Consider the following 22261-nt stretch of genomic DNA (forward strand, 5'->3'; position numbering starts at 1 on the left):
TCAGGTGGTTCCTGTGTTTGAAAAAGTCAGGCCAGAATTGGAATCGTCAGAGGCGATCAGCAGCCGCGGATCGCGTGCCAGCCAGAGGGTAACTGTCAAAGTCCGGTTCTCGCTGCTGTCGGCCGGCAGGTCGACCATGTGCTCCACCGTCAGCCCGCACTGCTCGAGCCAGTCGGCCACCTGGGCCTGACTGAAACCAAGCCGCGCATGGGCGTGTTCGACCCGCAATTCCTCATGGTCATGCGGCGCGAAATCAACAATGATCACGCGCCCTCCCGGCCGCAGCATGCGGGCGGCTTCGCGAATTGCCGGCAGCGGGTCGTGCAGGAAATGCAGCACCTGATGGATGGTGACCACATCGAAACTCTCGCGGTCGAGCGGCAGGTTGAAAATATCGCCCTGGCGGACCGATGCATGGGTGATACCGGCATCGTCAAGTTGCGCCCGGGCAATCGCCAGCATGTCGCGGCTCGAATCAATGCCGATGGCGCGGCGGTAGCTTCCCGCCAGCAGTTCCAGCATGCGGCCGGTGCCGGTGCCAAGATCAAGCAGACCGTCAAACGGCGTGCGGCCGATCAGCTTGAGGATTTCCGATTCTACGCGCTCGTCCGAGACATGCATCTGCCGCAGATCGTTCCAGCGCCCCGCATTGGCCGAAAAATAGGCTTCCGCACGGCTGGCGCGGGCCTGTTTGACGGTCCGGAGCCGCTCGGCATCGCGCGCCAGGTGCGGATCGAGCGGTGAGGCCGCATCCAGCGCCTGCTGCACCAGCCGGGCCCGCAAGCCTTCCCGCGTGCGGCGGAAATAGGCCCATGCGCCTTCCTGATAGCGCTCAACCAGCCCGGCTTCGCCCAGGAGCTTGAGATGGCGCGAAATCCGCGGCTGCGATTGCCCCAGCACCTCGGTCATCTCGCTGACTGTCAGATCGCCCTGGCTCAGCAGCGCGATCAGCCGTAGCCGCGTCGGTTCGCCGGCGGCCTTGAGAACTTCGACGCACTGCTCAAGCGAAAGTGGGGTTGGCGACAGCATGCAAAACCTCGAAAATGATATAAAGATATGTTTATGTCATTTTCGCCATCAAGGCAAGTCCCATGTCGTTGTTGAAAAACTTAGTGTCGCATGGAAATCGCCGCACGGCCACAGCTGCGGCGCGCCCGCATTTTTTCGGCAGTTCCTGCGATCGGACGGATCAGCCCGCCGGATAAATCCATTGTTCCCAGAGCCGCGCGGTCATCGCCTCTCCGGCGGAAATCCTGCCGGGCTTTTCCACCCAGGCAACAACGCCACGGCGGCGTCGGGCGGCGGGCACAAAGGCAAGTGCCAGTGCCGTCTCATCCATTTCCGGGTAATTCTTGGCAATCGCCGCGCCGGCGATGCGGCACGGCGCATTGTCGCCATCGATCCTCAGCGTCACGCCGCCCTCGAAGAACAGCTGCGTGCGCGGCGGCAGCATCGACAGCAGCGGAATGCCCTCGATCACCAGATTGGCGCCGATCCAGCCCGGCTCGATCCGGTCGATGCCCATTTTCGCTGCCGCCAGCGCCAGCTCGTCCGCCGCAACAATCGAGATCTGCCGCTCGTTGCGAATTTCCGTGCCACGCGGATACCAGGGTTCGCGCCCGCCCGACTGGCGCGTCGGTCCTGCGTGGAAATCGCCCTGGATGCCGTCAAACCCCAGTTCCAGCTCGGCCACAGGTTCGCTCAGAAAATCACCGCCCCTGGCGTCCAGCGTCGCCGCCACTCGAGCCTTGAGCTTCCGCGATGGATGGATTTTCGGCAGCATGGCGGCATCGTCGGCAAACATCGGCAGAGTCATCGGCGGCTCCTGGGAGGTTAATGCGGAACAGAGCCAATAACCCAAGCCGCATTGATCATCCAATCAAAATACGTGAACTGCCATCTTTGCGCAGGCGGCTTGGCCCTGCCCCGTCGCAAACCCTCAAACCCGAAACGGCGGGCAAGCTGCCAGATTTCCATCCATGCCGTTCCTGCCCGATGCTGCCGGCATTCCTGATCAGTATATCGATAGGCTCTTTGACACTCGCCGCCGCCGCAAGCACCGCATCGTGGTCGGTGACATCAAACATCGGATCATGAAACCCCGGATGCTCGCAGATATGCGCGTCCGGATCGGTCACCGCGCTGCGCACCGAGCCATAAACTGTCCAGCCCTTGGCCAAGGCCTGTTTGGCGAGTTAAAGCCCGATGACGCGATTAGTGCCGGTGATGAGAATGGTGGTCATGGACAGGGTCAGTCCCATTTCATTTTAATCGTTCGAAGTTTCGTTAAAAAATGGGGAATCTGGATTCCAAAGTAGACCGCCAAAATCACCAAATTTCCCTGCGAGTAATCCATGCCGTACCATTATTCTTGAAAAATAGCGGGACGCACATCGAATGTGCCGCAGCACGTAGCTTGTGTAGTTCGAAAACTGTTCGACGGTGAACCCATATCGTTCCCAATCTCCAGGAAACGGAACCTGCTCGTTAAACCGATGAACGAAATCATTCCTAATATCTACAATACCACGAAGATATCGTATGTCCCGGCCGCCAATTCCGCTTTTCTCAATTGCAGTTACAAGCCGCCCCAATGTGGAAGCACGGATTTCCTTATGCCGCGCTAAAAATAAATCAGCTTCAGTAAGCGCTTCGGATTTGAGTTTTTGCTGCAATACAACTTTTGAAGTACTAATTAATCCACCGACAAGGTCCTCAAAAACACAAATTTCAGAAAACGCTATCCCAACATTAGCCATCGCGATAACGTTGTCCAAAACATCCTTATCATTTGACAAAACGTCAATAATTTCCTCGCGAGTATGCCTGCCGCCAAAAAGCATAATCACAACCTTCTATGGGCAGTGAGTAAATGCATATTTGATCGTCCCGTCACCGAACTCCGCGATTATGTCGGGCAGGGAAATCCGCTCGCTATCATCATTGGCAAGCGTCGCCTCACCAGCCGCCAGATCTTCTTTGCTTATGCCGATCTCATCGGCAAAGCGGGTTAGCAATTGCCCAAGTTCATCCGGCAGATCAAGTTGGATCATCGCAGCGTTCCTTTGCACCGAGAGCACTGCTCTCGTCCGCGCAATTCAACATTGACTCAATCAGGCCACTCACGGCCTGATTGAATACTTGCAGTTCAAAAACCATCGGAAACCTACCGCTTCAGCGGCTTGTAGGTCACTCGCTTCGGATTGACCGAGTCCGCGCCAAGCCGGCGGATCTTGTCCTGCTCGTAGTCCTCGAAGTTGCCTTCGAACCATTCCACATGGCTGTCGCCTTCAAACGCCAGAATGTGGGTGGCCAACCGGTCGAGGAACATGCGGTCATGCGAGATGATGACGGCGCAACCGGCAAAATTCTCGAGCGCATCTTCCAGCGCACCAAGCGTTTCAGTGTCGAGGTCGTTGGTCGGCTCATCGAGCAGCAGCAGATTGCCGCCGGATTTCAAAAGCTTTGCCAGATGCACCCGGTTGCGCTGACCGCCCGAAAGCGTACCAACCTTCTGCTGCTGGTCCCCGCCCTTGAAGTTGAAGGTCGAGCAATAGGCGCGGGAGTTCATCTCGTGACGGCCGAGCTTGATGATGTCATTGCCGCCGGAAATCTCTTCCCAGACGCTTTTGTTGCCATCCAGTGAATCACGGCTCTGATCGACATAGGAGAGCTGTACCGTCTCACCGACAGTGATGGTGCCGGAATCAGGCTCTTCCTGGCCGGTGATCATCCGGAACAGCGTGGTTTTACCCGCGCCGTTGGGGCCGATCACGCCGACAATGCCGCCGGCCGGCAGCTTGAAGGACAGATCGTCGATCAGCAGCCGGTCGCCATAGGCCTTGGAAATACCTTCGACATCAATCACCTGATTGCCGAGTCGCTCGCCGGTCGGAATGATGATTTGGGCGTTGCTGGGACTGCGGTCATTGGCGGCCTTGACCAGTTCGTCATAGGCGCGGATACGCGCCTTGGATTTGGCCTGGCGGGCTTTCGGCGACGAGGCAATCCATTCCTGCTCGCTGCTGAGTGCCTTCTGCCGGGCGGCGTCCTCGCGGCCTTCCTGCTTCATGCGCTTGCGCTTGGCTTCCAGGTAGGCGGTGTAGTTGCCCTCATAGGGGATGCCCTTGCCGCGGTCGAGCTCGAGAATCCAGCCCGTCACATTGTCAAGGAAATAGCGGTCATGGGTAATCATGATCACGGCGCCGGGATATTCCCGCAAATGTTTTTCGAGCCAGGCGATGCTTTCGGCGTCAAGATGGTTGGTCGGCTCATCAAGCAGCAAGAGATCCGGCTGGCGCAGCAGCAGCGCACACAGCGCCACGCGGCGCATCTCACCGCCCGACAGGCTTTCCACGCCGGCCTCGCCCGGAGGGCAGCGCAGCGCTTCCATCGCCATTTCCACCTGGCTGTCGAGATCCCACAGGTTCTGCGCGTCGATGACATCCTGAAGAGCCGCCCCCTCGTCGGCGGTCTCGTCGGAATAATTCATCATCAACTCGTTGTAGCGATCAAGCACTGCCTGTTTCTCGGCCACGCCTTCCATGACGTTCTCGCGAACCGTCTTGGCCGGGTCAAGCTTTGGCTCCTGCGGCAGGTAGCCAAGTGTTGCGCCTTCAGCCAGCCAGGCCTCGCCGGTGAACTCGGTGTCGAGCCCGGCCATGACCTTGAGAACTGTTGATTTACCGGCGCCATTGGGACCAAGAATACCAATCTTGGCATCCGGGTAGAATGACAGATGGACGTTTTCGAGAACCTTCTTGGCGCCAAAGGACTTGTTGAGCCCTGCCATGTGATAGATGAACTGCCGTGCCACGATGCGCTCCAGACATGATTTGGATTGTTGTCCGCTGTCTATTGCAAAGTGCGACGAAGGGCAATGAGGCCGGCTACCCCTCCCCAGCAGATCAGTCGGAGGCAGGCTCGATCCGTGCAATTCGCCAGGCCTGAACCCCGACATAGGCACTTTCAGGCACATGGTTGGTCATCTCGATATAACGCGGGTGCTGGGCCACCTCACCTGCCGCGATCGGCATCATCTGCCAGCGGTCGGCTACGAACGAGCCCGGCGCTGCGGCCTGTTTCAGCCGCTCCAGAAATGTCTGGTCGAAAACGATCGCTCCTTGCAGATCCATCGACAACAGGCTCGCCCCCTCGAACACGCTGTCGATGATCATCGCATCACGAAAACTCGCCCCGCCAATCGAGGCACCGGTAAAATCGGCCATCGCCACCACCGCGCCGTCAAATACCGGCGCGATTGCGTTGACCCGGGCAAAGCCGGTGTCGTGGATCACGCTGCCCCTGAAACTGATTCCGGCCATGCTGGTCGGCAGGTAATCGAAACCGCCCGGACTGAAAGGTTCGCTCACATCGGCGGCTGCCAGCGACGAGAAATCCGAACCGCGCACCACCGCATTCTCGATCCGCGCATGGTCAAGCTGGGCCGCGCCAAATTGACAGGACACCATGCGTGTCCAGGAAAAATCCGAAAACGCCAGCCGCGCATGCCGCATCGAAAGCCCGCCCGCCAGTTCACGACGGAATTCGGCGAACGAAAAGTCGGCGCCGAGAAATGTCAGTGCCTCGGTCTCGAGAATCGCATTGGCGGTCAGCATGGTCAACAGGTCGCCCCGTTCGGGGCTCACCGGACGGTCGACCAGGCGTTCGGCGTCGGCGCGCGCCGGTCCATTGTCGAGGACCGACGGATCAGTCACAGCGTCGGGCCGCCGGGCCAGCGCCGTGCGCATCAGCCCTTCACTATCGCGCGGGTTGGCGTTCGATGGCGCCAGATAGCGGTAGGGCCGGGCCACCAGGCTGGCTGCGACGATGCGGCCGCGCGTCGAGCTGGTCAGGTCCGACAGGCCGAAATTCTCGATATCGCCACCGCCATCCAGGAATGTCTGCCGTTCGGCCCCGATCAGCGCGCCGATTTCCACCACCTCCGGCCCGATCTGCGCACTGCGTTCGGCTTCGGCCAGTTGGATCTGGGTATCGATCAGCGCGTTCTGGAAATCGATGCGCTGGTTCTGCTCAACCAGCAGCACCGATTGTGCTCTCAGCAGCTTGTTCTGTTCAAACAACAATGCCGACCCGGCCAGCGCAGCCATCGCCGCGATCAGACCGGTGATCGAGGCCACCAGCCAGCGCCTTGTGGTGATCCAGGCGTAGCGGGCGAGCGCGATCTCGGCAAAACTCCGCGCGGCCTGCGTCGCCTCCTCGACCTTCTGGCCGGCGGCATAGCGCGCCACATCCGCCAGCGGTCCGGCAAACCGGGTGACTTCCACCTCGGATCGCTGAAACACCCAGCGCCACAGTGGCTGCCGGAAAACGAACACCAGCGACAGGATGACGAGCGCAAACAGCAGCGCCCCGAGTACAATGCCGAGCACCACCGAACCATGATCGGAGAGAAAGCCCGGCATGAAGATCGCTACCGGAACGCCGCAGGCCACCCCCAGCACGAACACAAGCATGCCCCATCCGGTGCGTACGCCGCGGCGCGCCTCGGACTGGTTCATTGGCGGCTCGGCTGTTGCGCGGCTGGTGTTATCGCCCAGCACCGCGTTCAGGTCACCGGCATCCATCGGATCTTCATTGGACACGTTGCGCCATCCCGACATTTCCGGACGGAAGATCCCCCGTCCCCTCAGGCGGAAACATTAGCCAATGCGAAACGAAAAGAAACCCTTGCCATGTCATACCGGTCTCAGGCCGTTACTTTCGCCGGGTATCGCTTCGGAGTGGGCCGCTCCCGTCAGACTTGAGGGCGGTGCACGCTAATCGTCATCGTCGCAGTCCTACACGAGGCATTCAACCAGCAACCGAAATCGGCTCAGGCCGAGAAACTGACGATCACGCCCTTCTTCTTGAAGTAGGACTGCATGATTTTGCGGCCCTGGCGATTGGACTGCGCCAGCTTGGAGGGCTCGAACACGGCTTCCTTGACACCTTCGCGCACCATCGCGGCCTTGAGCGCGGCAATATTGGCATCCAGATCTTCGTTGTTGTTCTTGATCGACGCATAGATATTGTCGATGGCTTGGTTCAGGGTCAGATCGCTCACGTATCGGCACTCCATGGCTTGTTGGCATTCAACTAGAGCGGTTCATCTGGAAATGGAAGTCGTTTGATGCAATGGGTTTTGCGGGCCCGCAAGAAAACCGCCGCCGGCGCGATGTCCCATATCGTGCAACTGTTTTGAGAGCATGGAGGATTTGATCGCCTCGCTGCAACCAAATCGACCTGAAGATTTCCCCGTCCACCATTCCAGAAGGGTCAACGCAGGGCCGCGTGATCGATGCGGAAGAGCTGGAAGTCGGTTTCCTGCGTAGGCGCGACCCGGATCAGTCCCGGCCAGTCTTGACCGGCAGATAGCGTTGCATACAGGGCCGTTCCCTCGTCCGCCGATCTGAGCTTGAACCGGCACACCGCCATATAATCGAATGGAGCAAGGGCTGAACGACGGAGGTCGGGATCGACGGTGGTAAAAGCCTCGAACATCCGTTTCATGCCGGGAGCAGCCCGATGAAAAGGCACATTGGCAATCGAGAAGCCGTCCGGCAGAACTTCAACAAGCGGCATCGAAAGACCGAGCGGGACGGCGATACTCCCAGGCGCCACTGTGGACAGGACGGAAAAATCCTGTTCCTTGCATTCGTCGAAACTCATGTAATCAACGCTGTCGAATGACCAGCCAATCGGCGTGATGCTGATATAGAGAAAGCTTGCTGAGCCGGCGACGACTCCAACCAGTCCACCTGTCCACCGCCGCTGCAATCCGGCCTCGGTAGAAAAGAGATGAGCCATTGCGGCCGGCACGAACAACGGCACCAAAGCCGCCGGAAATCGAATGTAGCGCGTCACAACAAGCGTGAAAGCGAGCGCTGCGACTGCGATCAGGAAGCTGATGACAAGCCCCGGGTCTCGCTTGGCCCTGACCGCAACAAAGGGCACTGTGCAAACGATCACAATCGCCTGCAGCGCAAGATTGACGACGAGATCATATTGACCATTGCGGTAGAAGAAGAGAAAACTTTTCTCTTGCCAGATCCGGTTGAACCACAGCGTTCGGGACAACGGATCGATCATCTGGTAGGGCCCCTGAAGACACACCGGATAGAGCCAGGCGACTGCGACCAGCAGCAATACCATCGGCACGCCGAGCACCAGCAGCTTGACAGGAAGCGAGGCTGTGGCCGCACCTGTCGACGCTGCCAGCAGAATGAACGACGCGCCGATCATCAGCACGAGATAGGGGGCCGAAAACACGTCGCATTGCGCCAACGCCACATTCGGTCCCAGAAAGGCCGCCGCACACAAAACGCTTGTTGCGAGCATGGCCGTGGCCGCCCCGGCAAGAACCTTCTCAGCCGCGCGCACTCGAACGAGAAAACAAACGACGACACCTGCAAACGCAATCACCACGAATGGCAAACATTCGAGCCCTATGACGATTGACAAGGCGCACCCCGTTCCGATCAACCAGCCGCCGGCTCGATCCCAGCGCAGAAGCCCGAGCATGACAGCCATCATGGCAATGATCTGCGCGTTATGATGATCGATGCGGCCCGGCGAGAACTCGAGCACTCCGATAGCCATAAGAATCGTCGTCAGCAAAAGCAGGAGGGCATAACGCGTAGCTGACAGCTGAAACTCTCGAAGCAGACGGTCAATGATCAGGACGCCGAGACAGCTGAAAATCGCCAGCATCAGCGGTGGCCAGATGAGGAAGGCCCAGTCGAGCGCGGTGCCGGCCGGCATAAACAGTTCCAGCACCCGGGCGAGCACCACATAAGGCAGGTCGATCAGACGCGACCACGGCGAAACATAGGGATCAGGCGTGGCGATCATCGGCAGTGTCAGGTCGAACCAGTGTCCACCGGATGACAAAAGCGTACGGATCTGCAGGGCACGCATGCCATTGTCGACGTCAGCGTGGTAGATCTTGCCATCGGCAAAATCCGCCAGAACCATGAACAGCCCAGTCAAATAAACAATGAAAAACCGCGCACCGAAGCCGAGGCCCATACCGGCGCGCTCGGGCTCCGTGCTGTCGGCCACGTCACCAGACATGATCTCTTTTGCAGACATGGAGCAATCATCTCCCAAGGGCCTTGAGAAGGGATTAATCAGCCACGGCTATTTCCGTCAGCTCCGGCGTCACCCACAAATCTCGCCCGGACACGGACATTCCATCTCTCCGGCCGGGTGGTACCCATATCTCAAGACGTTTCCGGGCTCGGGGTCGCTGCCCGAAAAGACGATGACTCTTTGGCATTCCAGCTTGACGATCCGGCCTGCGGCCGATCATCTGGCCGTCATGACCAATCAGAACTTCGCCCCTTTCACCCATCAAAGCCCGACCGGCGCCAAGCTCGCTGTCCGGCATGTGCCCGCCGACGGTGCCGCCCGCGGTGTGGTGCAGATCAATCACGGGCTCGCCGAACATGCGGCACGCTACCAGCGCTTTGCCCGCTTTCTGGCCGCGCATGGCTTCCACGTCTACGCCCATGATCACCGCGGCCATGGCGCCACCCGTGCACCCAATTCGATCCCCGGCGCCTTCGCGTCCAGGGATGGCGCATCAAAGGTGATCGCCGATGTCACCGCCATCCATGCGCTGATCAATGAGCATCACCCGGGAGTCCCGGTCGTCACCTTCGGCCATTCCATGGGCGGATTGATCGCGCTCAATTTCGCTGAGGCTCATCCTCAAGCAAGTGCGGCGCTGGCGATCTGGAATTCCAATTTCAACGCCGGGCTGGCCGGCCGCGCTGGCCAGTTAATGCTCCGGATCGAGGCCTTTTTCAAGGGCTCGGATACGCCAAGCGCGATCCTGCCCAGGCTCACCTTTCAGGCCTGGGCCAAGGCAATGCCCGACCGCCGCACCGATTTTGACTGGCTGTCGCGCGACACCATCGAGGTCGATCTCTATGTCGTTGATCCCTTGAGCGGCTGGGACGCTACCGTGAGCATGTGGCAGAATGTGTTCGAGCTGATCTACACTGGAGCAAGCGCACACAACCTGGCGAAACTGCCAAAGGCACTGCCCGTCCATCTGATCGGCGGCGCGCAAGACCCCGCAACAGACAATGGCGCGGCAATAACCTGGCTTGCCGAACAGATGCAAAACGCCGGATTAAGCAACGTTACAACCCGGATTCTGGCTGAGACAAGGCATGAGACCTTGAACGAAATCAACCGTGACAGGTCAATGGCAGACTTCGTGACCTGGCTCGACAAAGCTCTCCCGGACGCTGCCTGAACACACCCGAACAATCACCACGGCAAGCCTCGGAAACAAGCGCCATATTGCCGCGCTCAAACGCCTCAGCTGCGGGCGTGACAGGGTCCGCGAAAACCTGCTAACAAACAGTCGCGAACCGGAGGGCTGACCATTTTTCTCGATCTTTTCACACGCAATTATTTCACCATATCTGCGGGCCTGATTTCGTGCACCGCAGGGAGTGAGCCCCATGTCTGAGACCCCGGACACAAATCCTTCAGACGCCGCCAATCCTCCGCTCGCAGGCGTCCGGGTGATCGAGCTGGCGCGCATTCTGGCGGGACCCTGGGCCGGTCAGTTGCTCGCCGATCTCGGTGCCGACGTGATCAAGATCGAGCATCCCGAGGGTGGTGACGACACCCGCCGCTGGGGCCCGCCTTTTGTCACCGGCGCCGATGGCGAAAACCTCTCTGCGGCCTATTATCATTCAGCCAACCGTGGCAAGCGCTCGATCACGCTTGACATTGCCAGTTTCGAGGGGGCTCAGACCGCCCGCGACCTGATCGCCACTGCCGATGTGGTCATAGAGAACTTCAAGGTCGGCGGACTGAAGAAATACGGCCTCGATTACAACAGCCTTAAGGCTGCCAATCCTAAACTCGTCTATTTGTCGATCACCGGCTTCGGCCAGACCGGCCCCTACGCGCCGCGCGCCGGCTATGATTTCATCATCCAGGCGATGGCCGGCATGATGTCGATCACCGGCGAACCCGGCCGCGAGCCGCAAAAGGCCGGCGTCGCCATTTCCGATATCTTCACCGGGCTCTATTCCGTCATCGCCATCCAGGCGGCCCTGCGCCACGCCGAGAAGACCGGCGAAGGCCAGTGGATCGACATGGCGCTGTTTGATACCCAGGCCGGTGTCCTGGGCAACCAGAACCTCAATTATCTGGTTTCCGGCAAGGCTCCCGAGCAGATGGGCAACGCCCACATGAACATCGCTCCCTACGAGGTGTTCCCGGTCGCCGATGGCCATGTCATCATCGCGGTCGGCAATGACGGCCAGTTCCAGCGCTTTTGCAAGCTGCTCGGCGCCACATCAATGGCAGCAGATCCTGATTTTCAGACCAACCCGTCACGCGTTGCCAATCGTGAGCGGCTACGCCAGGAAATCATCACCGAGATGAGTTCATGGTTGAAAACCGATATGCTCGCCGCCTGCGAAGCAAATGCCGTACCCGCCGGGCCGATCAACACTATCGCCGAGATGTTTGACGATCCGCAGGCGATTGCCCGCGGTCTTCGCATGGACCTTGACGATCAGGCAGGCACCGCCATTCCCTCGGTGCGCGCACCGATCCTGCTGCCGGCTTCACCACTGCATTACGACCGGCCAAGCCCGCGGCTGGGCGAGCACACCGATGAGGTGCTGGCCGAACTTCAAACCATCAAGACCAAGAGGAAAAAAACATGAAAACCGGCGGACAGTTGATCGTCGACGCGCTCAAGGCCAATGGCGTCGAGCGTCTGTATTGCGTGCCGGGAGAAAGCTACCTGGCCGTGCTCGATGCGCTGGTTGATTCCGGCGTCGGTGTCACCGTCTGCCGCCAGGAAGGCGGGGCGGCGATGATGGCCGACAGCTGGGGCCGCCTTACCGGCAAGCCCGGCGTGTGCTTTGTCACCCGCGGCCCCGGCGCCACCAATGCCACCGCCGGCCTCCACATTGCGCGCCAGGATTCGATCCCGATGGTGCTGTTCATCGGCCAGGTGCAGCGCGACGCCCGCGAACGCGAGGCCTTTCAGGAGGTCGAATACCGCCGCGCTTTCACCGAGTTTGCCAAGTGGGTCGGCGAAATCGACGACCCGGCGCGCATTCCCGAATTCCTCAACCGCGCCTTTTCGGTGGCAATGTCGGGACGTCCGGGACCGGTGGTGCTGGCGCTGCCCGAAGATGTGCTGCGCGAAACCGTTGCCAACCCACCCGCGGTGATCCTGCCCAATCCGGTGGCTGCAATCCACCCCGGCGCGCCGGAACTGAAAGAGCTGGCCGAGCGCCTGTCACGGGCCGAACGGCCGGTGATGATCCTCGGCGGCACCGGCTGGAACGAGACCGCCGTGCATCAGCTTCAGGCTTTCGCCGAACGGGCGCAAATTCCAGTCGGCTGTTCATTCCGCCGGCAGATGCTGTTCGATCATTTGCATCCCTCTTACGCCGGCGATGTCGGCATCGGTATCAACCCGGCCTTAGCCGAGGAAATCAAGCAATCCGATCTGGTGATGCTGATCGGCGGCCGCTTTTCGGAAATGCCGTCGTCGGGCTACACGCTGCTCGACGTGCCGTTCCCGGTTCAGCCGCTGGTGCATGTCCATGCCGACGCAGGCGAACTTGGCAGGGTCTACCGCCCGGCGCTTGCCATCAATGCCGATCCGGCCTCCTTCGCAGCGGCGCTCTCCGGTGTCGATGCCGATCCATTGCCTGCCCACACAGAGCGAACCGCGCGCATGCACCAGGCCTATCTCGACTGGTCGACCCCGCCGCAAACCGGTCCGGGTGAGGTTCACATGGGCCCGATCATCGACTGGCTGCGCGATTACCTCCCCGATGACGCGATCCTGACCAATGGAGCAGGCAACTATGCCACCTGGGTGCATCGCTATGTGCGATTCCGGAAATTTGCCACCCAGTCAGCCCCGGTTTGCGGCTCTATGGGCTATGGCGTGCCGGCCGCCGTTGCCGCCAAACAGGCTTTCCCAGACCGGCTGGTGGTGGCCTTTGCCGGCGACGGCTGCTTCATGATGCATGGTCAGGAATTTGCCACCGCGGTCCAGCACGGACTGCCGATCATCATCGTCGTCGTCAACAATTCGATGTTTGGCACCATCCGCATGCACCAGGAGCGCGATTACCCCGGCCGGGTCAGCGCCACCAATCTGGTCAATCCGGACTTCGCAGCCCTTGCCCGCGCCTATGGCGGCCACGGCGAAACGGTTGAGACGACCGCGGAATTCGCCCCGGCGTTCGAACGGGCCAGGGCCAGCGGCAAGCCGGCAATCATCGAGGTCAAGCTCGACCAGGAGGCAATCACGCCGACCCGGACATTGTCGCAAATCAGCGGATCAGGCGTCAAAAAGCCGGGCTGACGGGGGCATGTTGCGCGCCAACGCGCCGACGACAGCAACGACCTGATCGGCGTCGATGGTTTCGCCGCAATCTGGCCGAGGCTGTGGCTGCTTGACCGCCTGGCGTTGCTGTTTCGAACGCCAGGAATCCGCCAGCTGAGTGAATTCGCCTTTAATTTTTCTCAGCTGGTAGCGGTGTCACCGGGCTCGGCACAACCATCAAAACGGCGTTATTGCCTCCTACCCGGAAAGCGGTTCTGACAGGCCGGGCTCTCTCGCCCGCGCGCCGATGGACACGGATTGACGCCACGGAGCGATAGCCATGGACCATGATGTAACCAAACTCGCCGAGCGGCTGTTGCAATCCGGTTATGACGACTTGCCGCAACGCGAGCAGCGGGTGCTCCGTCGCATCGCCAAGCGCGCGGCGATATCGCAGAACATCAACGAGACCTATCGTGACTCGATGACCTTCGGTCAACGTGTCGCCGACCGGGTCGCGAGCTTTGGCGGCTCCTGGACCTTCATCATCTCGTTTCTGGTGCTGCTGGTGGGTTGGGTTTGCCTGAACGCGTTGCTTCTGAGCCGCACGACAGTGTTTGACCCTTACCCGTTCGTCTTCCTCAACCTGATCCTGTCGATGCTGGCAGCACTCCAGGCGCCGGTAATCATGATGTCGCAGAACCGCCAGTCGATCAAAGACAGGCTGGCCGCCGCCCACGATTACGAGGTCAATCTGAAAGCCGAACTCGAGATCATGGATCTGCACGAAAAACTCGACCAGGTCCGCAATTTCCAGCTCACCCAGATCATGAGCGGGCAGGAGGAACAACTCATCGAGATACGCCGCATCCTGTCCAAACTGCCCACCGCCTGATCCGTTCAGGGGGCGTCGCGCAACACCCCGATCCAGAGATCGCCATCGGTGGACCAGGGGTCACCGCCACCATTGACCCCGGTCAGTGCGTGATGAAAGCCCGCCACGATGTCGCTGTCTTGCAGATGCCCGGACTTCACCAGATCGGCTTTCAGATTGTCGCGTTCGAGATCCACGTCAGGCGCGATATGATGCGTCAGTTGTCCGGTTTCGTGACTGACGCCAATGCCCCGGTCAAACGAGGCTGCACCGAGATAAAGCGGGTCCCCTTCCTCGGCATTCGGCGTGAACAGCCACAGCCGTACATGATGCCGTTGGTCCGGGCTGGTGCCTGACGGTTTTTCAAATGCCAGATCTTCGCTGCGCCCGAATAGAAACAACCGGCTGACGGGAGCGGTATCATAGGCGCGCCCCAGAACGATATCGGCGGTAATCTGCAAGCCGCTTTCAACGCCAAGGCGATCAGCCGGAAACCAGCCTGCCGCCGCCATCGCGGATTTCACCGCGGCCTCGCTTCCGACCAGCGCCACATTGACCGGATCGCCGGCGTGATGGTCCGCAGTCTCGGTCAACCGCGGCGCGCTGTCCGGAGACTGGAAGACAGGTTTGGAGAAAAACTCCCAGGCCAGGGGGACAAACATATAGGCCAGCACCGTATAGACAATCGCCAGCGCAGCTACGCCACCAAGCATGCGCCGCCCGCGGCTGGCTCTGGATCGTCTGGATGCCACAGCGTGTTTATCCTTGCGGGACTGGAGGCCCCTCACCGCACGTCATGCGCGATGATCCGGCACATGTCCACAGGCGGACAGGGCGGCCCGAACATCCCTTAGCCGCGCAGATGCGCGGTGTGCTGGTAGACTGCCGTCGAGCGTGCGCCGGAGCGGCAATAGCCAAGCATCGGCGCAGGCAATTCCTCAATTGCGTCAACCATCTCGCGCACCGCGTCGGCAGTCACACCCATCGGCCCGATCGGGATGTGCCGGGCCTCTATGCCAAGCCCTTCGGCCGCCTTGCGGATGCTCTCGAAGGTCGGTTGCCCTTCGACTTCCCCATCCGGACGATGACAAACGATGGACTTGAAGCCCGCAGCCTTGATTGCCGCGAGGTCGTCAGCATCGATTTGCCCGGAAACGGAATAGGTTTCGCTGATGGGTTTGAGCTCCATGAACTTGCCTGCCTTTTGATGATTCGTCACGGCGGATCGAAAAACTGCGCCGTGTTTTGAAGTTACCGGAATGATGTACGAGCACGCCGCGGCGGCGTCAATCCGGCCCGGTCAATCAGCCGCGCTTGAGCGGTTCATCTTTGCCATGTCCGGTATTCGCCTGCACCGCACGCCCCGGCCGCAGCCGTGCCGTCACCTCGCCAATGATCTCGACCACATTGGGAAAACAGCCGCAACAGCGTCCCCGCACGCGCATTGCATGGTAGACGGTCGACGGCACGATCAACCGCCATGGCTCCTCGACAAGCAGCGCTTCCACTGCCGCTTCGATCTCGGCCTTTGACAAAAAGTTGCACTGACAGACAATCATCAAGGTTCCCGGCTGATCGTGAACCGGCCGATGCACGCGTCGCCGGTTGACGCTAAAACCTGCATGAATTACTCAACTATCCTCAAGAGAGGCGTTTGACGCTGCTCCTGTAACCGGGAGCGGTCACGACGACAAGAGTGGTGCGCGCCGAAACCTTCCGCCGCCGCAGGCTGAAAACCACACCCGGCTTGGCAGAGCCGGTGCGTCAGATCAACAGGGGTGAGCAGCCCGGCGCATCGGCATCGATGCACGGCGCTCGAAACAAAGGACTAACCAGCCCGTGGGCGAACGCGCACTCAAGATAGCAGCCTGGATCGTCTCCCTGCTTTGCCTCGCGCCGATCATTGCGGTTGGCTTTGCCGCGGCGTCGGGAAGCCTCGACACCTGGAACAGCCTGATGGCGACGGTGTTGCCGGGTTACGCCTTCACCACGCTGAAACTGGTGGTGATGGTGGGCATCGGCACCGGCATTGTCGGCACCGCCACCGCCTGGCTGGTGACCGTGTGCGATTTCCCCTTCCGCCGAACATTCGAGATCGTTCTGGCGCTGCCATTGGCGTTTCCGGCCTATGTGCTGGCCTATGCCTACACCGATCTGCTCGACCACCCAGGTGCCGTGCAGAGCTCGCTGCGGCTGATCACCGGCTGGGGCCCGCATGATTACTGGTTCCCCGAGGTTCGCTCGCTCGGTGGCGCCGCGGCGATGCTGATCTTCGTGCTCTACCCTTACGTCTATCTGCTCGCCCGCGCCGCCTTCCTCAAGCAGTCGCCAACGGCCTATTTCGCCGCCCGCACACTCGGACATTCGCCCTGGTCGGCGTTCTGGAAAGTCAGCCTGCCAATGGCCAGGCCGGCCATCGCTGGCGGCGTGCTGCTGGCGCTGATGGAAACCATCGCCGACTTTGGCACGGTGGCGCATTTCGGTGTGCAGACATTCGCCACCGGCATTTACAGCGCCTGGTTCTCGATGGGCGACCGCATGGCCGCTTCACAACTGGCGCTCTGCCTGTTGGTGGTGGCGCTGACTTTCGCGCTGCTTGAACGCGCCGAGCGCGGCGCCGCCAAACGCTTCCCGGCCGGTTCACGCCAGGAGGTGATGGAGCCGCACCGCTTGCGCGGCGGCCGCGCGGTGATCGCCTTTCTGGCCTGCGCCACACCGGTTGCGATCGGCTTTGCGATTCCGCTGGCAGTGCTCGCCGACATGGCAATTGGCGTCGGCAAATCACCGTTTTCGCCGCGCTATCTCGGCTATGTCGAAAACTCGCTCACCCTTGCCGCCATTACCGCCTTTGTCACCGTCACCGCTGCTGTCATCATCGGCTTTTGCGCCCGCATTGCCCCGAGTCTCGCGTCCCGGTTCTCCGCTGCTGCTGCAGGCATCGGCTATGCGGTGCCCGGCGGCGTCATCGCCGTGGGGCTGCTGGTGCCCTTTGCCGCACTTGATAATTTTATCGACGCCTGGTCGCGCGATACCTTCGGCGTTTCCACCGGGCTGTTTTTCACCGGCTCCATCGGATTGCTGGTGGTGGCCTATATGGTGCGCTTCATTGCCGCCGCGCTCGGCGCCTTCGACACCGGCATCTCGGCGATCAAGCCCAATATCGACGCTGCCGCGCGGACCCTCGGCCGCAGCTCGGGCCGGATGTTGTTCGAGGTCCACTTGCCGCTCTTGCGCCCCAGCCTGCTCACCGCGCTGTTGATCGTCTTTGTCGATGTGATGAAGGAGTTGCCCGCGACATTGATCATGCGGCCGTTCAATTTCGACACGCTGGCGGTGCAAGCCTACCGGCTGGCGTCAGACGAGCGGCTCAATCAGGCCGCCCTGCCCTCATTGATGATCGTCGGCTTCGGCCTGTTGCCAGTGATCCTGCTGTGCCACACGATCGGTCGATCGAGCCGCCCGAAAAAACCGTCGATACGTCCGCCAGTAACAGCTCTGCTGCCGTCGGCCTGACGGGTGATGCGGCAATCTCCGATGCGAGTACAAGCGTCCAGACCATGGCGATCCATCCGTAGATTTATTGCCCACCGCATCCGATAGCCAACCGATTGGAATCATGGACTTTCAACAGGCCACTGCAAAACAATAAAATGGGATAGGCACCAGAATCGCCACATTTGCAAAGAAGACAGACAGCAAAGTCCGCCCGGCAAAACCAAGTGCAATCGGCAGAATCCGGCACGCCCGATGGAGAAGCACAGGGCAGATTAGGGAGAATGGAAATTGCGACTGATATGCTCGGCAATGGCCGCATTTATCGTGCTGATGCAGTTTGGGATTCCGACAGCTGCAGCTCTCGACAATGGTCGTCTTGATCGGCAGCTACTACGACTCGATCCCAAAACAAGGCTGGAACAAACCTGCGACACGGAGGTGATGTTTCTGATCAATCGGACGGAAAAAGCCTACAATGTAGACAAGGTCATCGCTTACACGTTTGGTGACACTGTCATCAGCGAGGACGGCTTTCAGGCACCCGGCGCTGCATTTCGAAGCCGGGGGAAATGGTATCGGCTTTCCTATGATTGCATGACGGGCCCGCGACATCTCAACGCGCTCACCCTGCATTACAACATCGGCGAAAAAATTCCGCGCGAGCAATGGCAAAATTATAATCTTTACGATTGAGCCAATTGCCGGACAGGCCATGCTTTAAATAATGCACCTTGCAAAACCGACGATTTTGCAAGGTGCCGTTGGTGCAGGGTCAGAATTGCGCAGTTGCTCTTCGTTATTATTCTTCAGGCGACCTGCCCGAGACATATTTTGCGCTGTAAGCCTTTTCGCCAAGCCGCTCAATCAGGCTAAGTTGAAGTTCAAGCCAACTCTTGTGACCTTCCTCGTCAAGTGCAATCTTTTCAAAGAGCACGCGTGAACCAATGTCGCCCACCTGCATCGAATGCTGGGCTGCCATGGTGTAAAACTCGATTGACTCTTTTTCATCCGCGAGATCAGACTTGAACATGTCGACAAGCGTTTCCGCCTGCACTGGCTTCTTGTAGAATTCCAGATCGGGCTTGCCGTCGAAAAAGATGATCCTTTCAATATACAGATTTGAATGACCCAGTTCTTCCTGCATTTCCTCTCGCATCTGGGCGGCCAATAGGTCCAGGCCCCAATCGTCAAGTACATGCGCGTGTAACTGATACTGGTGAGCGGCCGTCAATTCCATGTGCAGTGCTTTCTGCAGATGTTTCATCGTTTTTTCGTTAGACATTTTGTCACCCTTGGGGAGGTTTCTAGTTCATAACGACAAATATAAGAGCGCCTGATCGCAGCGCGTTGACGTATGTCAATCTGGACGCCCGAAAGCATTGGACGTCGAAATCATGTGATCAGCGTCTGCAACACTCTTGGATTACAATGATCGTCAAATGATCGAAGAATGCGCATTGACGCCGTTTCTCCCGAGGGCGGATGCGCCCGCTTCCCATCCGATCTGCCCGTGCGACGCGGCGCATGAAGTGGCCAATGCAGGCTCAAATCGGCGGTCAATTACCGATACAAAAAGGCCCGGACGCCAAATGTCCGGGCCTTTTCATAGGCCGGGGGAGAGGTCATAGATCCCCCGACGGTATGCTTTGGGTAGGGCTTACTTGAAGCCGATCTCATTGTAGATTTCCTGGGCACGTGCCTGGTTCTCGCCAAGCTTGCTCAGATTGAGCGTATCGGCTGTGAAGCTGCCCAGTCCTTCGACCACTGAAGAGGCTGCGACGCTTGGCACCACCGGATACTCATTGTTGCCATTGGCGAAATAGGATTGCGCCTGGTCCGAGGTGAAATATTCGAGCAGCTTGACCGCATTTTCGCGATGCGGCGCATGCACGGCAACACCGGCGCCCGAGATATTGACGTGAGCACCATTGCCATCCTGGTCGGGGAAGACGATGCCGATCTTGTCGATGCCTTCGGTCAGACCGTCGACCTGGCCGGCAACGCCACGGGCGAAGTAGTAGGTGTTGGCAATGGCGATGCCGCATTCGCCGGAGACGAGGCCCTTGAGTTGGTCGGTATCACCGCCCTGCGGGTCGCGCGCCAGATTGTCTTTCAGCCCCTGCGCCCAGGTCTTGGCGGCCTCATCGCCATTATGGGCGATATAGGAGGCCAGCAGCGACAGCATGTATATGTTGGAGCCCGAGCGGGCGCACAGCAGGCCCTTGTATTTCGGATCGGCCAGCGCGGCATAGGTCTGCGGCGGCTCGCTCACCTGGTCCTTGTTGTAAAAGATCACCCGGGCGCGCTTGGAAATGCCAAACCAGTGGCCATCGGGGTGACGCAGGCTTTCCGGGATCCGTTCGCTCAGCACGTCGGAGGTGACCGGCGAGAGCAGGCCTGCCTCGTCGGCGCGCCACAAACGGCCCGCATCAGCGGTGATGAACACATCGGCGGGGCTGTTGGTGCCCTCGGCCTTCATGCGTTCGATCAGTTCGTCTTCCTTGCCCTCGATCAGGTTGATCTTGATGCCGGTGGCATCGGTGAAATCGCTGTAAAGCCGCTCGTCAGTGTCGTAATGGCGCGACGAGTAGATGTTGACTTCGCCCTCGGCATGGGCCGGCACGGCCAAGGCAGCGATGGCCGAAACGGAGGCGAGAAGCGCGAATACGCGGGCGGATAGGTTTGCCATTGGATACTCCATGGAGACCGGGTTGGTAAAACTTGACTACGAAAATCATGTTTATGAACTGCCCGAATTTCTGTCAACCGGCAGTCCGGCAATAACATGAGTTTTCAGAGAAGGATTCATGCCCGTTCCGGCAGGGCCCAAGCAATCCAGCTTCCGGCACTCACGGATTGGTTACTAGACGACCGGTCTATTTCATCCTAGATCGATTTTATGACCGCACCGACCAAATCAGAACAGACCCGAACCCGGATTCTCGCCGAAGGCCGCGCCCTGGTGCTGGCCCACGGATTTGGCGGCCTCGGACTGACCGAACTGTTGGCCGCGTCGGCGGTGCCGAAAGGGTCGTTCTACTATTACTTCGCCTCGAAAGAGGCATTTGGCTGCGCCATGCTTGAACAATATGTGGCAGATTACCTGGCCGCGCTGGACGCAATCATTGCCTCGCCGGAGCCCGCAGCCGCCCGCATGGATCGTTTCTTTGCCACAGCCCTTGCCAGTGACGCCGGCTCGATGGCCGACCGCTGCCTGGTCGTCAAGCTCGCCGCCGAAATCGCCGACCTGTCCGAAGACATGCGCACCATCCTCAACGACGGCGTCAGCGCGGTCTGCCAGCGTCTCGCCCGGCTTTTGCGCGAGGGCATTGACGACGGCTCTATCATCCCCCGACCCGATCCCCACATGGCGGCCGGGCTGCTTTACAGCCAGTGGCTGGGCGCTGCGATCATCGCCAAGCTGTCCCGCGACCCGACCCCGCTGCGACAGGCGCTCGACGACACAAGGCGCCGTTTCTTCACCTGACCACCCGAACCCATCAAACCACACCTCACACACCACACGGTCCGGCCTCCCACCGGACTGAAAACAAAGGAAACTCCCATGAAAGCCGTCACCTACACCACCTTTGGCGACCCCGCCGCTGTGCTTCAAACCACCGATGTTGCCAGGCCTGAGCCGAAGGCCGGCGAAGCATTGATCCGCATGGTGCTGTCACCGATCCACAACCACGACCTTTGGACCGTTCGCGGCAATTACGGCTTCAAGCCCGAACTGCCGGCCATCGGCGGTACCGAAGCGCTCGGCGTGGTCGAGGCGGCGGGCGATGGCGTGGATGCCGCACTGATCGGCAAGCGCGTCGTCAATGTCGGCAAATCCGGCGCCTGGGCCGAGTATTTCACCGCCCCCGCCGCCGGCCTGTTGCCGCTGCCCGATTCCATCCCCGATACAGCCGGTGCGCAACTGATCGCCATGCCGTTCAGCGCGCTGGCGCTGTTGGAATTCCTCGAAGTCTCCAAGGGCGACTGGGTGATCCAGACCGCCGCCAACGGCGCCGTTGGCAAGATCTTTGCCGACCTGGCCCGCGCCCGCGGCATCAACACCATCAATCTGGTGCGCCGCAATGAAGCCGTTGCCGAACTCGAAGCGTTGGGCATGGAGCACGTGCTCTCGACCTCCGAAGAGGACTGGCAGAAACGCGCCCGGGCAATCCTCGGCGACAAAGGCGCCCAGGCGGCGATTGATTCCGTCGGCGGCCCGATTGTCGCCGACATCGCCAATCTGCTTGGCGTCAACGGCCTGCTGGTGGTGTTTGGAACCGCAACCGGCGTGCCGCTGCAACTCCACGCCAGCGCCATGATCACCAATCATCTGGTGGTCAAGGGATTCTGGGGCTCGCGCATCATTGCCGAGATGCCGCAGGACGAAAAGACCCGGCTGATCACCGAACTGGTGGGCCTTGCAGCCCAGGGGAAACTTCACCTGCCCGCCGGCGGCGAATTCAAGCTCGATCAGGTTGTCGACGCGGTCAAGGCCTCGCTGACCCCGGGCCGCACCGGCAAGATCCTGCTGCGTGCCTGATCCGAGCGGACAACATCGC

General features: G+C 60.0%; 22 protein-coding genes. 8 read left to right on the forward strand and 14 right to left on the reverse strand.

From position 1 onward, the window contains the following. The 9 genes from ACK6D9_RS18895 to ACK6D9_RS18935 all read right to left on the reverse strand — a co-directional run bounded on the left by ACK6D9_RS18895 (window position 1) and on the right by ACK6D9_RS18935 (window position 8778). Window positions 1–1029 carry an ArsR/SmtB family transcription factor gene (locus ACK6D9_RS18895; protein WP_412049687.1) on the reverse strand — a complete coding sequence of 343 codons (1029 nt, stop codon included), beginning with the start codon at window positions 1027–1029 and terminating at the stop codon, window positions 1–3. A 160-nt stretch (window positions 1030–1189) separates the two neighbouring features. Next, window positions 1190–1816: an MOSC domain-containing protein gene (locus ACK6D9_RS18900; protein ID WP_412049688.1), complete on the reverse strand. Its 627-nt coding sequence runs from the start codon at window positions 1814–1816 to the stop codon at window positions 1190–1192. 55 nt (window positions 1817–1871) lie between these two features. Beyond that, window positions 1872–2180: a hypothetical protein gene (locus tag ACK6D9_RS18905; RefSeq protein ID WP_412049689.1), complete on the reverse strand. Its 309-nt coding sequence runs from the start codon at window positions 2178–2180 to the stop codon at window positions 1872–1874. A gap of 87 nt (window positions 2181–2267) precedes the next feature. Next, a complete protein-coding gene (locus ACK6D9_RS18910) occupies window positions 2268–2843 on the reverse strand; it encodes a hypothetical protein (protein WP_412049690.1) in 576 nt (191 codons plus the stop codon). A 12-nt stretch (window positions 2844–2855) separates the two neighbouring features. Next, window positions 2856–3053, reverse strand: a complete 198-nt coding sequence (locus ACK6D9_RS18915) for a hypothetical protein (protein ID WP_412049691.1) — start codon at window positions 3051–3053, stop codon at window positions 2856–2858. Window positions 3054–3166: 113 nt separating this feature from the next. Beyond that, complete coding sequence (gene ettA, locus ACK6D9_RS18920; RefSeq protein ID WP_322989835.1) at window positions 3167–4816, reverse strand: energy-dependent translational throttle protein EttA; 1650 nt, start codon at window positions 4814–4816, stop codon at window positions 3167–3169. A gap of 91 nt (window positions 4817–4907) precedes the next feature. Next, complete coding sequence (locus ACK6D9_RS18925; RefSeq protein WP_412049692.1) at window positions 4908–6605, reverse strand: pentapeptide repeat-containing protein; 1698 nt, start codon at window positions 6603–6605, stop codon at window positions 4908–4910. A gap of 230 nt (window positions 6606–6835) precedes the next feature. Continuing rightward, window positions 6836–7066, reverse strand: coding sequence for a hypothetical protein (locus ACK6D9_RS18930; protein WP_322989833.1), 231 nt, complete (start codon window positions 7064–7066; stop codon window positions 6836–6838). Window positions 7067–7278: 212 nt separating this feature from the next. After that, entirely contained in the window at window positions 7279–8778 is a 1500-nt protein-coding gene (locus ACK6D9_RS18935) for a hypothetical protein (protein ID WP_412049693.1), read from the reverse strand. Between the two features lie 487 nt (window positions 8779–9265). Here ACK6D9_RS18935 and ACK6D9_RS18940 point away from each other — a divergent pair, with 487 nt between their 5' ends. The 4 genes from ACK6D9_RS18940 (at window position 9266) to ACK6D9_RS18955 (ending at window position 14225) form a co-directional block, all read left to right on the forward strand. Further along, a complete protein-coding gene (locus ACK6D9_RS18940; protein WP_412049694.1) occupies window positions 9266–10267 on the forward strand; it encodes an alpha/beta fold hydrolase in 1002 nt (333 codons plus the stop codon). Between the two features lie 211 nt (window positions 10268–10478). Then, on the forward strand, window positions 10479–11702 hold the full coding sequence (locus ACK6D9_RS18945; protein WP_412049695.1) for a CaiB/BaiF CoA transferase family protein: 1224 nt from the start codon (window positions 10479–10481) through the stop codon (window positions 11700–11702). Beyond that, entirely contained in the window at window positions 11699–13369 is a 1671-nt protein-coding gene (locus tag ACK6D9_RS18950; RefSeq protein WP_412049696.1) for a thiamine pyrophosphate-binding protein, read from the forward strand. Before ACK6D9_RS18945 ends, ACK6D9_RS18950 begins: the two co-directional genes overlap by 4 nt. 301 nt (window positions 13370–13670) lie before the next feature. Further along, window positions 13671–14225: a DUF1003 domain-containing protein gene (locus ACK6D9_RS18955; RefSeq protein ID WP_322989673.1), complete on the forward strand. Its 555-nt coding sequence runs from the start codon at window positions 13671–13673 to the stop codon at window positions 14223–14225. A 5-nt stretch (window positions 14226–14230) separates the two neighbouring features. Here ACK6D9_RS18955 and ACK6D9_RS18960 read toward each other — a convergent pair whose 3' ends face one another. The 3 genes from ACK6D9_RS18960 to ACK6D9_RS18970 form a co-directional block, all read right to left on the reverse strand. Then, window positions 14231–14956 carry an LssY C-terminal domain-containing protein gene (locus tag ACK6D9_RS18960; RefSeq protein WP_412049697.1) on the reverse strand — a complete coding sequence of 242 codons (726 nt, stop codon included), beginning with the start codon at window positions 14954–14956 and terminating at the stop codon, window positions 14231–14233. Between the two features lie 98 nt (window positions 14957–15054). Further along, complete coding sequence (locus ACK6D9_RS18965) at window positions 15055–15393, reverse strand: TIGR01244 family sulfur transferase (protein ID WP_322989671.1); 339 nt, start codon at window positions 15391–15393, stop codon at window positions 15055–15057. A 115-nt stretch (window positions 15394–15508) separates the two neighbouring features. Continuing rightward, window positions 15509–15763, reverse strand: a complete 255-nt coding sequence (locus ACK6D9_RS18970; protein ID WP_412049698.1) for a hypothetical protein — start codon at window positions 15761–15763, stop codon at window positions 15509–15511. Between the two features lie 280 nt (window positions 15764–16043). On the opposite strand from ACK6D9_RS18970, the gene ACK6D9_RS18975 reads away from it, so the two are divergent. Both ACK6D9_RS18975 and ACK6D9_RS18980 read left to right on the forward strand, forming a co-directional pair. Next, window positions 16044–17717, forward strand: a complete 1674-nt coding sequence (locus ACK6D9_RS18975; protein WP_412049699.1) for an ABC transporter permease — start codon at window positions 16044–16046, stop codon at window positions 17715–17717. 291 nt (window positions 17718–18008) lie between these two features. Further along, window positions 18009–18392, forward strand: coding sequence for a DUF930 domain-containing protein (locus tag ACK6D9_RS18980; RefSeq protein WP_412049700.1), 384 nt, complete (start codon window positions 18009–18011; stop codon window positions 18390–18392). A gap of 106 nt (window positions 18393–18498) precedes the next feature. Here ACK6D9_RS18980 and ACK6D9_RS18985 read toward each other — a convergent pair whose 3' ends face one another. After that, a complete protein-coding gene (locus ACK6D9_RS18985) occupies window positions 18499–18963 on the reverse strand; it encodes a bacterioferritin (RefSeq protein WP_412049701.1) in 465 nt (154 codons plus the stop codon). A 393-nt stretch (window positions 18964–19356) separates the two neighbouring features. After that, window positions 19357–20388, reverse strand: coding sequence for a Fe(3+) ABC transporter substrate-binding protein (locus ACK6D9_RS18990; protein WP_322989666.1), 1032 nt, complete (start codon window positions 20386–20388; stop codon window positions 19357–19359). Between the two features lie 210 nt (window positions 20389–20598). On the opposite strand from ACK6D9_RS18990, the gene ACK6D9_RS18995 reads away from it, so the two are divergent. Beyond that, complete coding sequence (locus tag ACK6D9_RS18995; protein ID WP_412049702.1) at window positions 20599–21186, forward strand: TetR/AcrR family transcriptional regulator; 588 nt, start codon at window positions 20599–20601, stop codon at window positions 21184–21186. A gap of 78 nt (window positions 21187–21264) precedes the next feature. Further along, window positions 21265–22242 carry a zinc-binding dehydrogenase gene (locus ACK6D9_RS19000; RefSeq protein ID WP_412049703.1) on the forward strand — a complete coding sequence of 326 codons (978 nt, stop codon included), beginning with the start codon at window positions 21265–21267 and terminating at the stop codon, window positions 22240–22242. Window positions 22243–22261: the final 19 nt, after the last annotated feature.

This window comes from Hoeflea sp. Naph1, assembly GCF_046837775.1.
GTDB lineage: Bacteria > Pseudomonadota > Alphaproteobacteria > Rhizobiales > Rhizobiaceae > Hoeflea.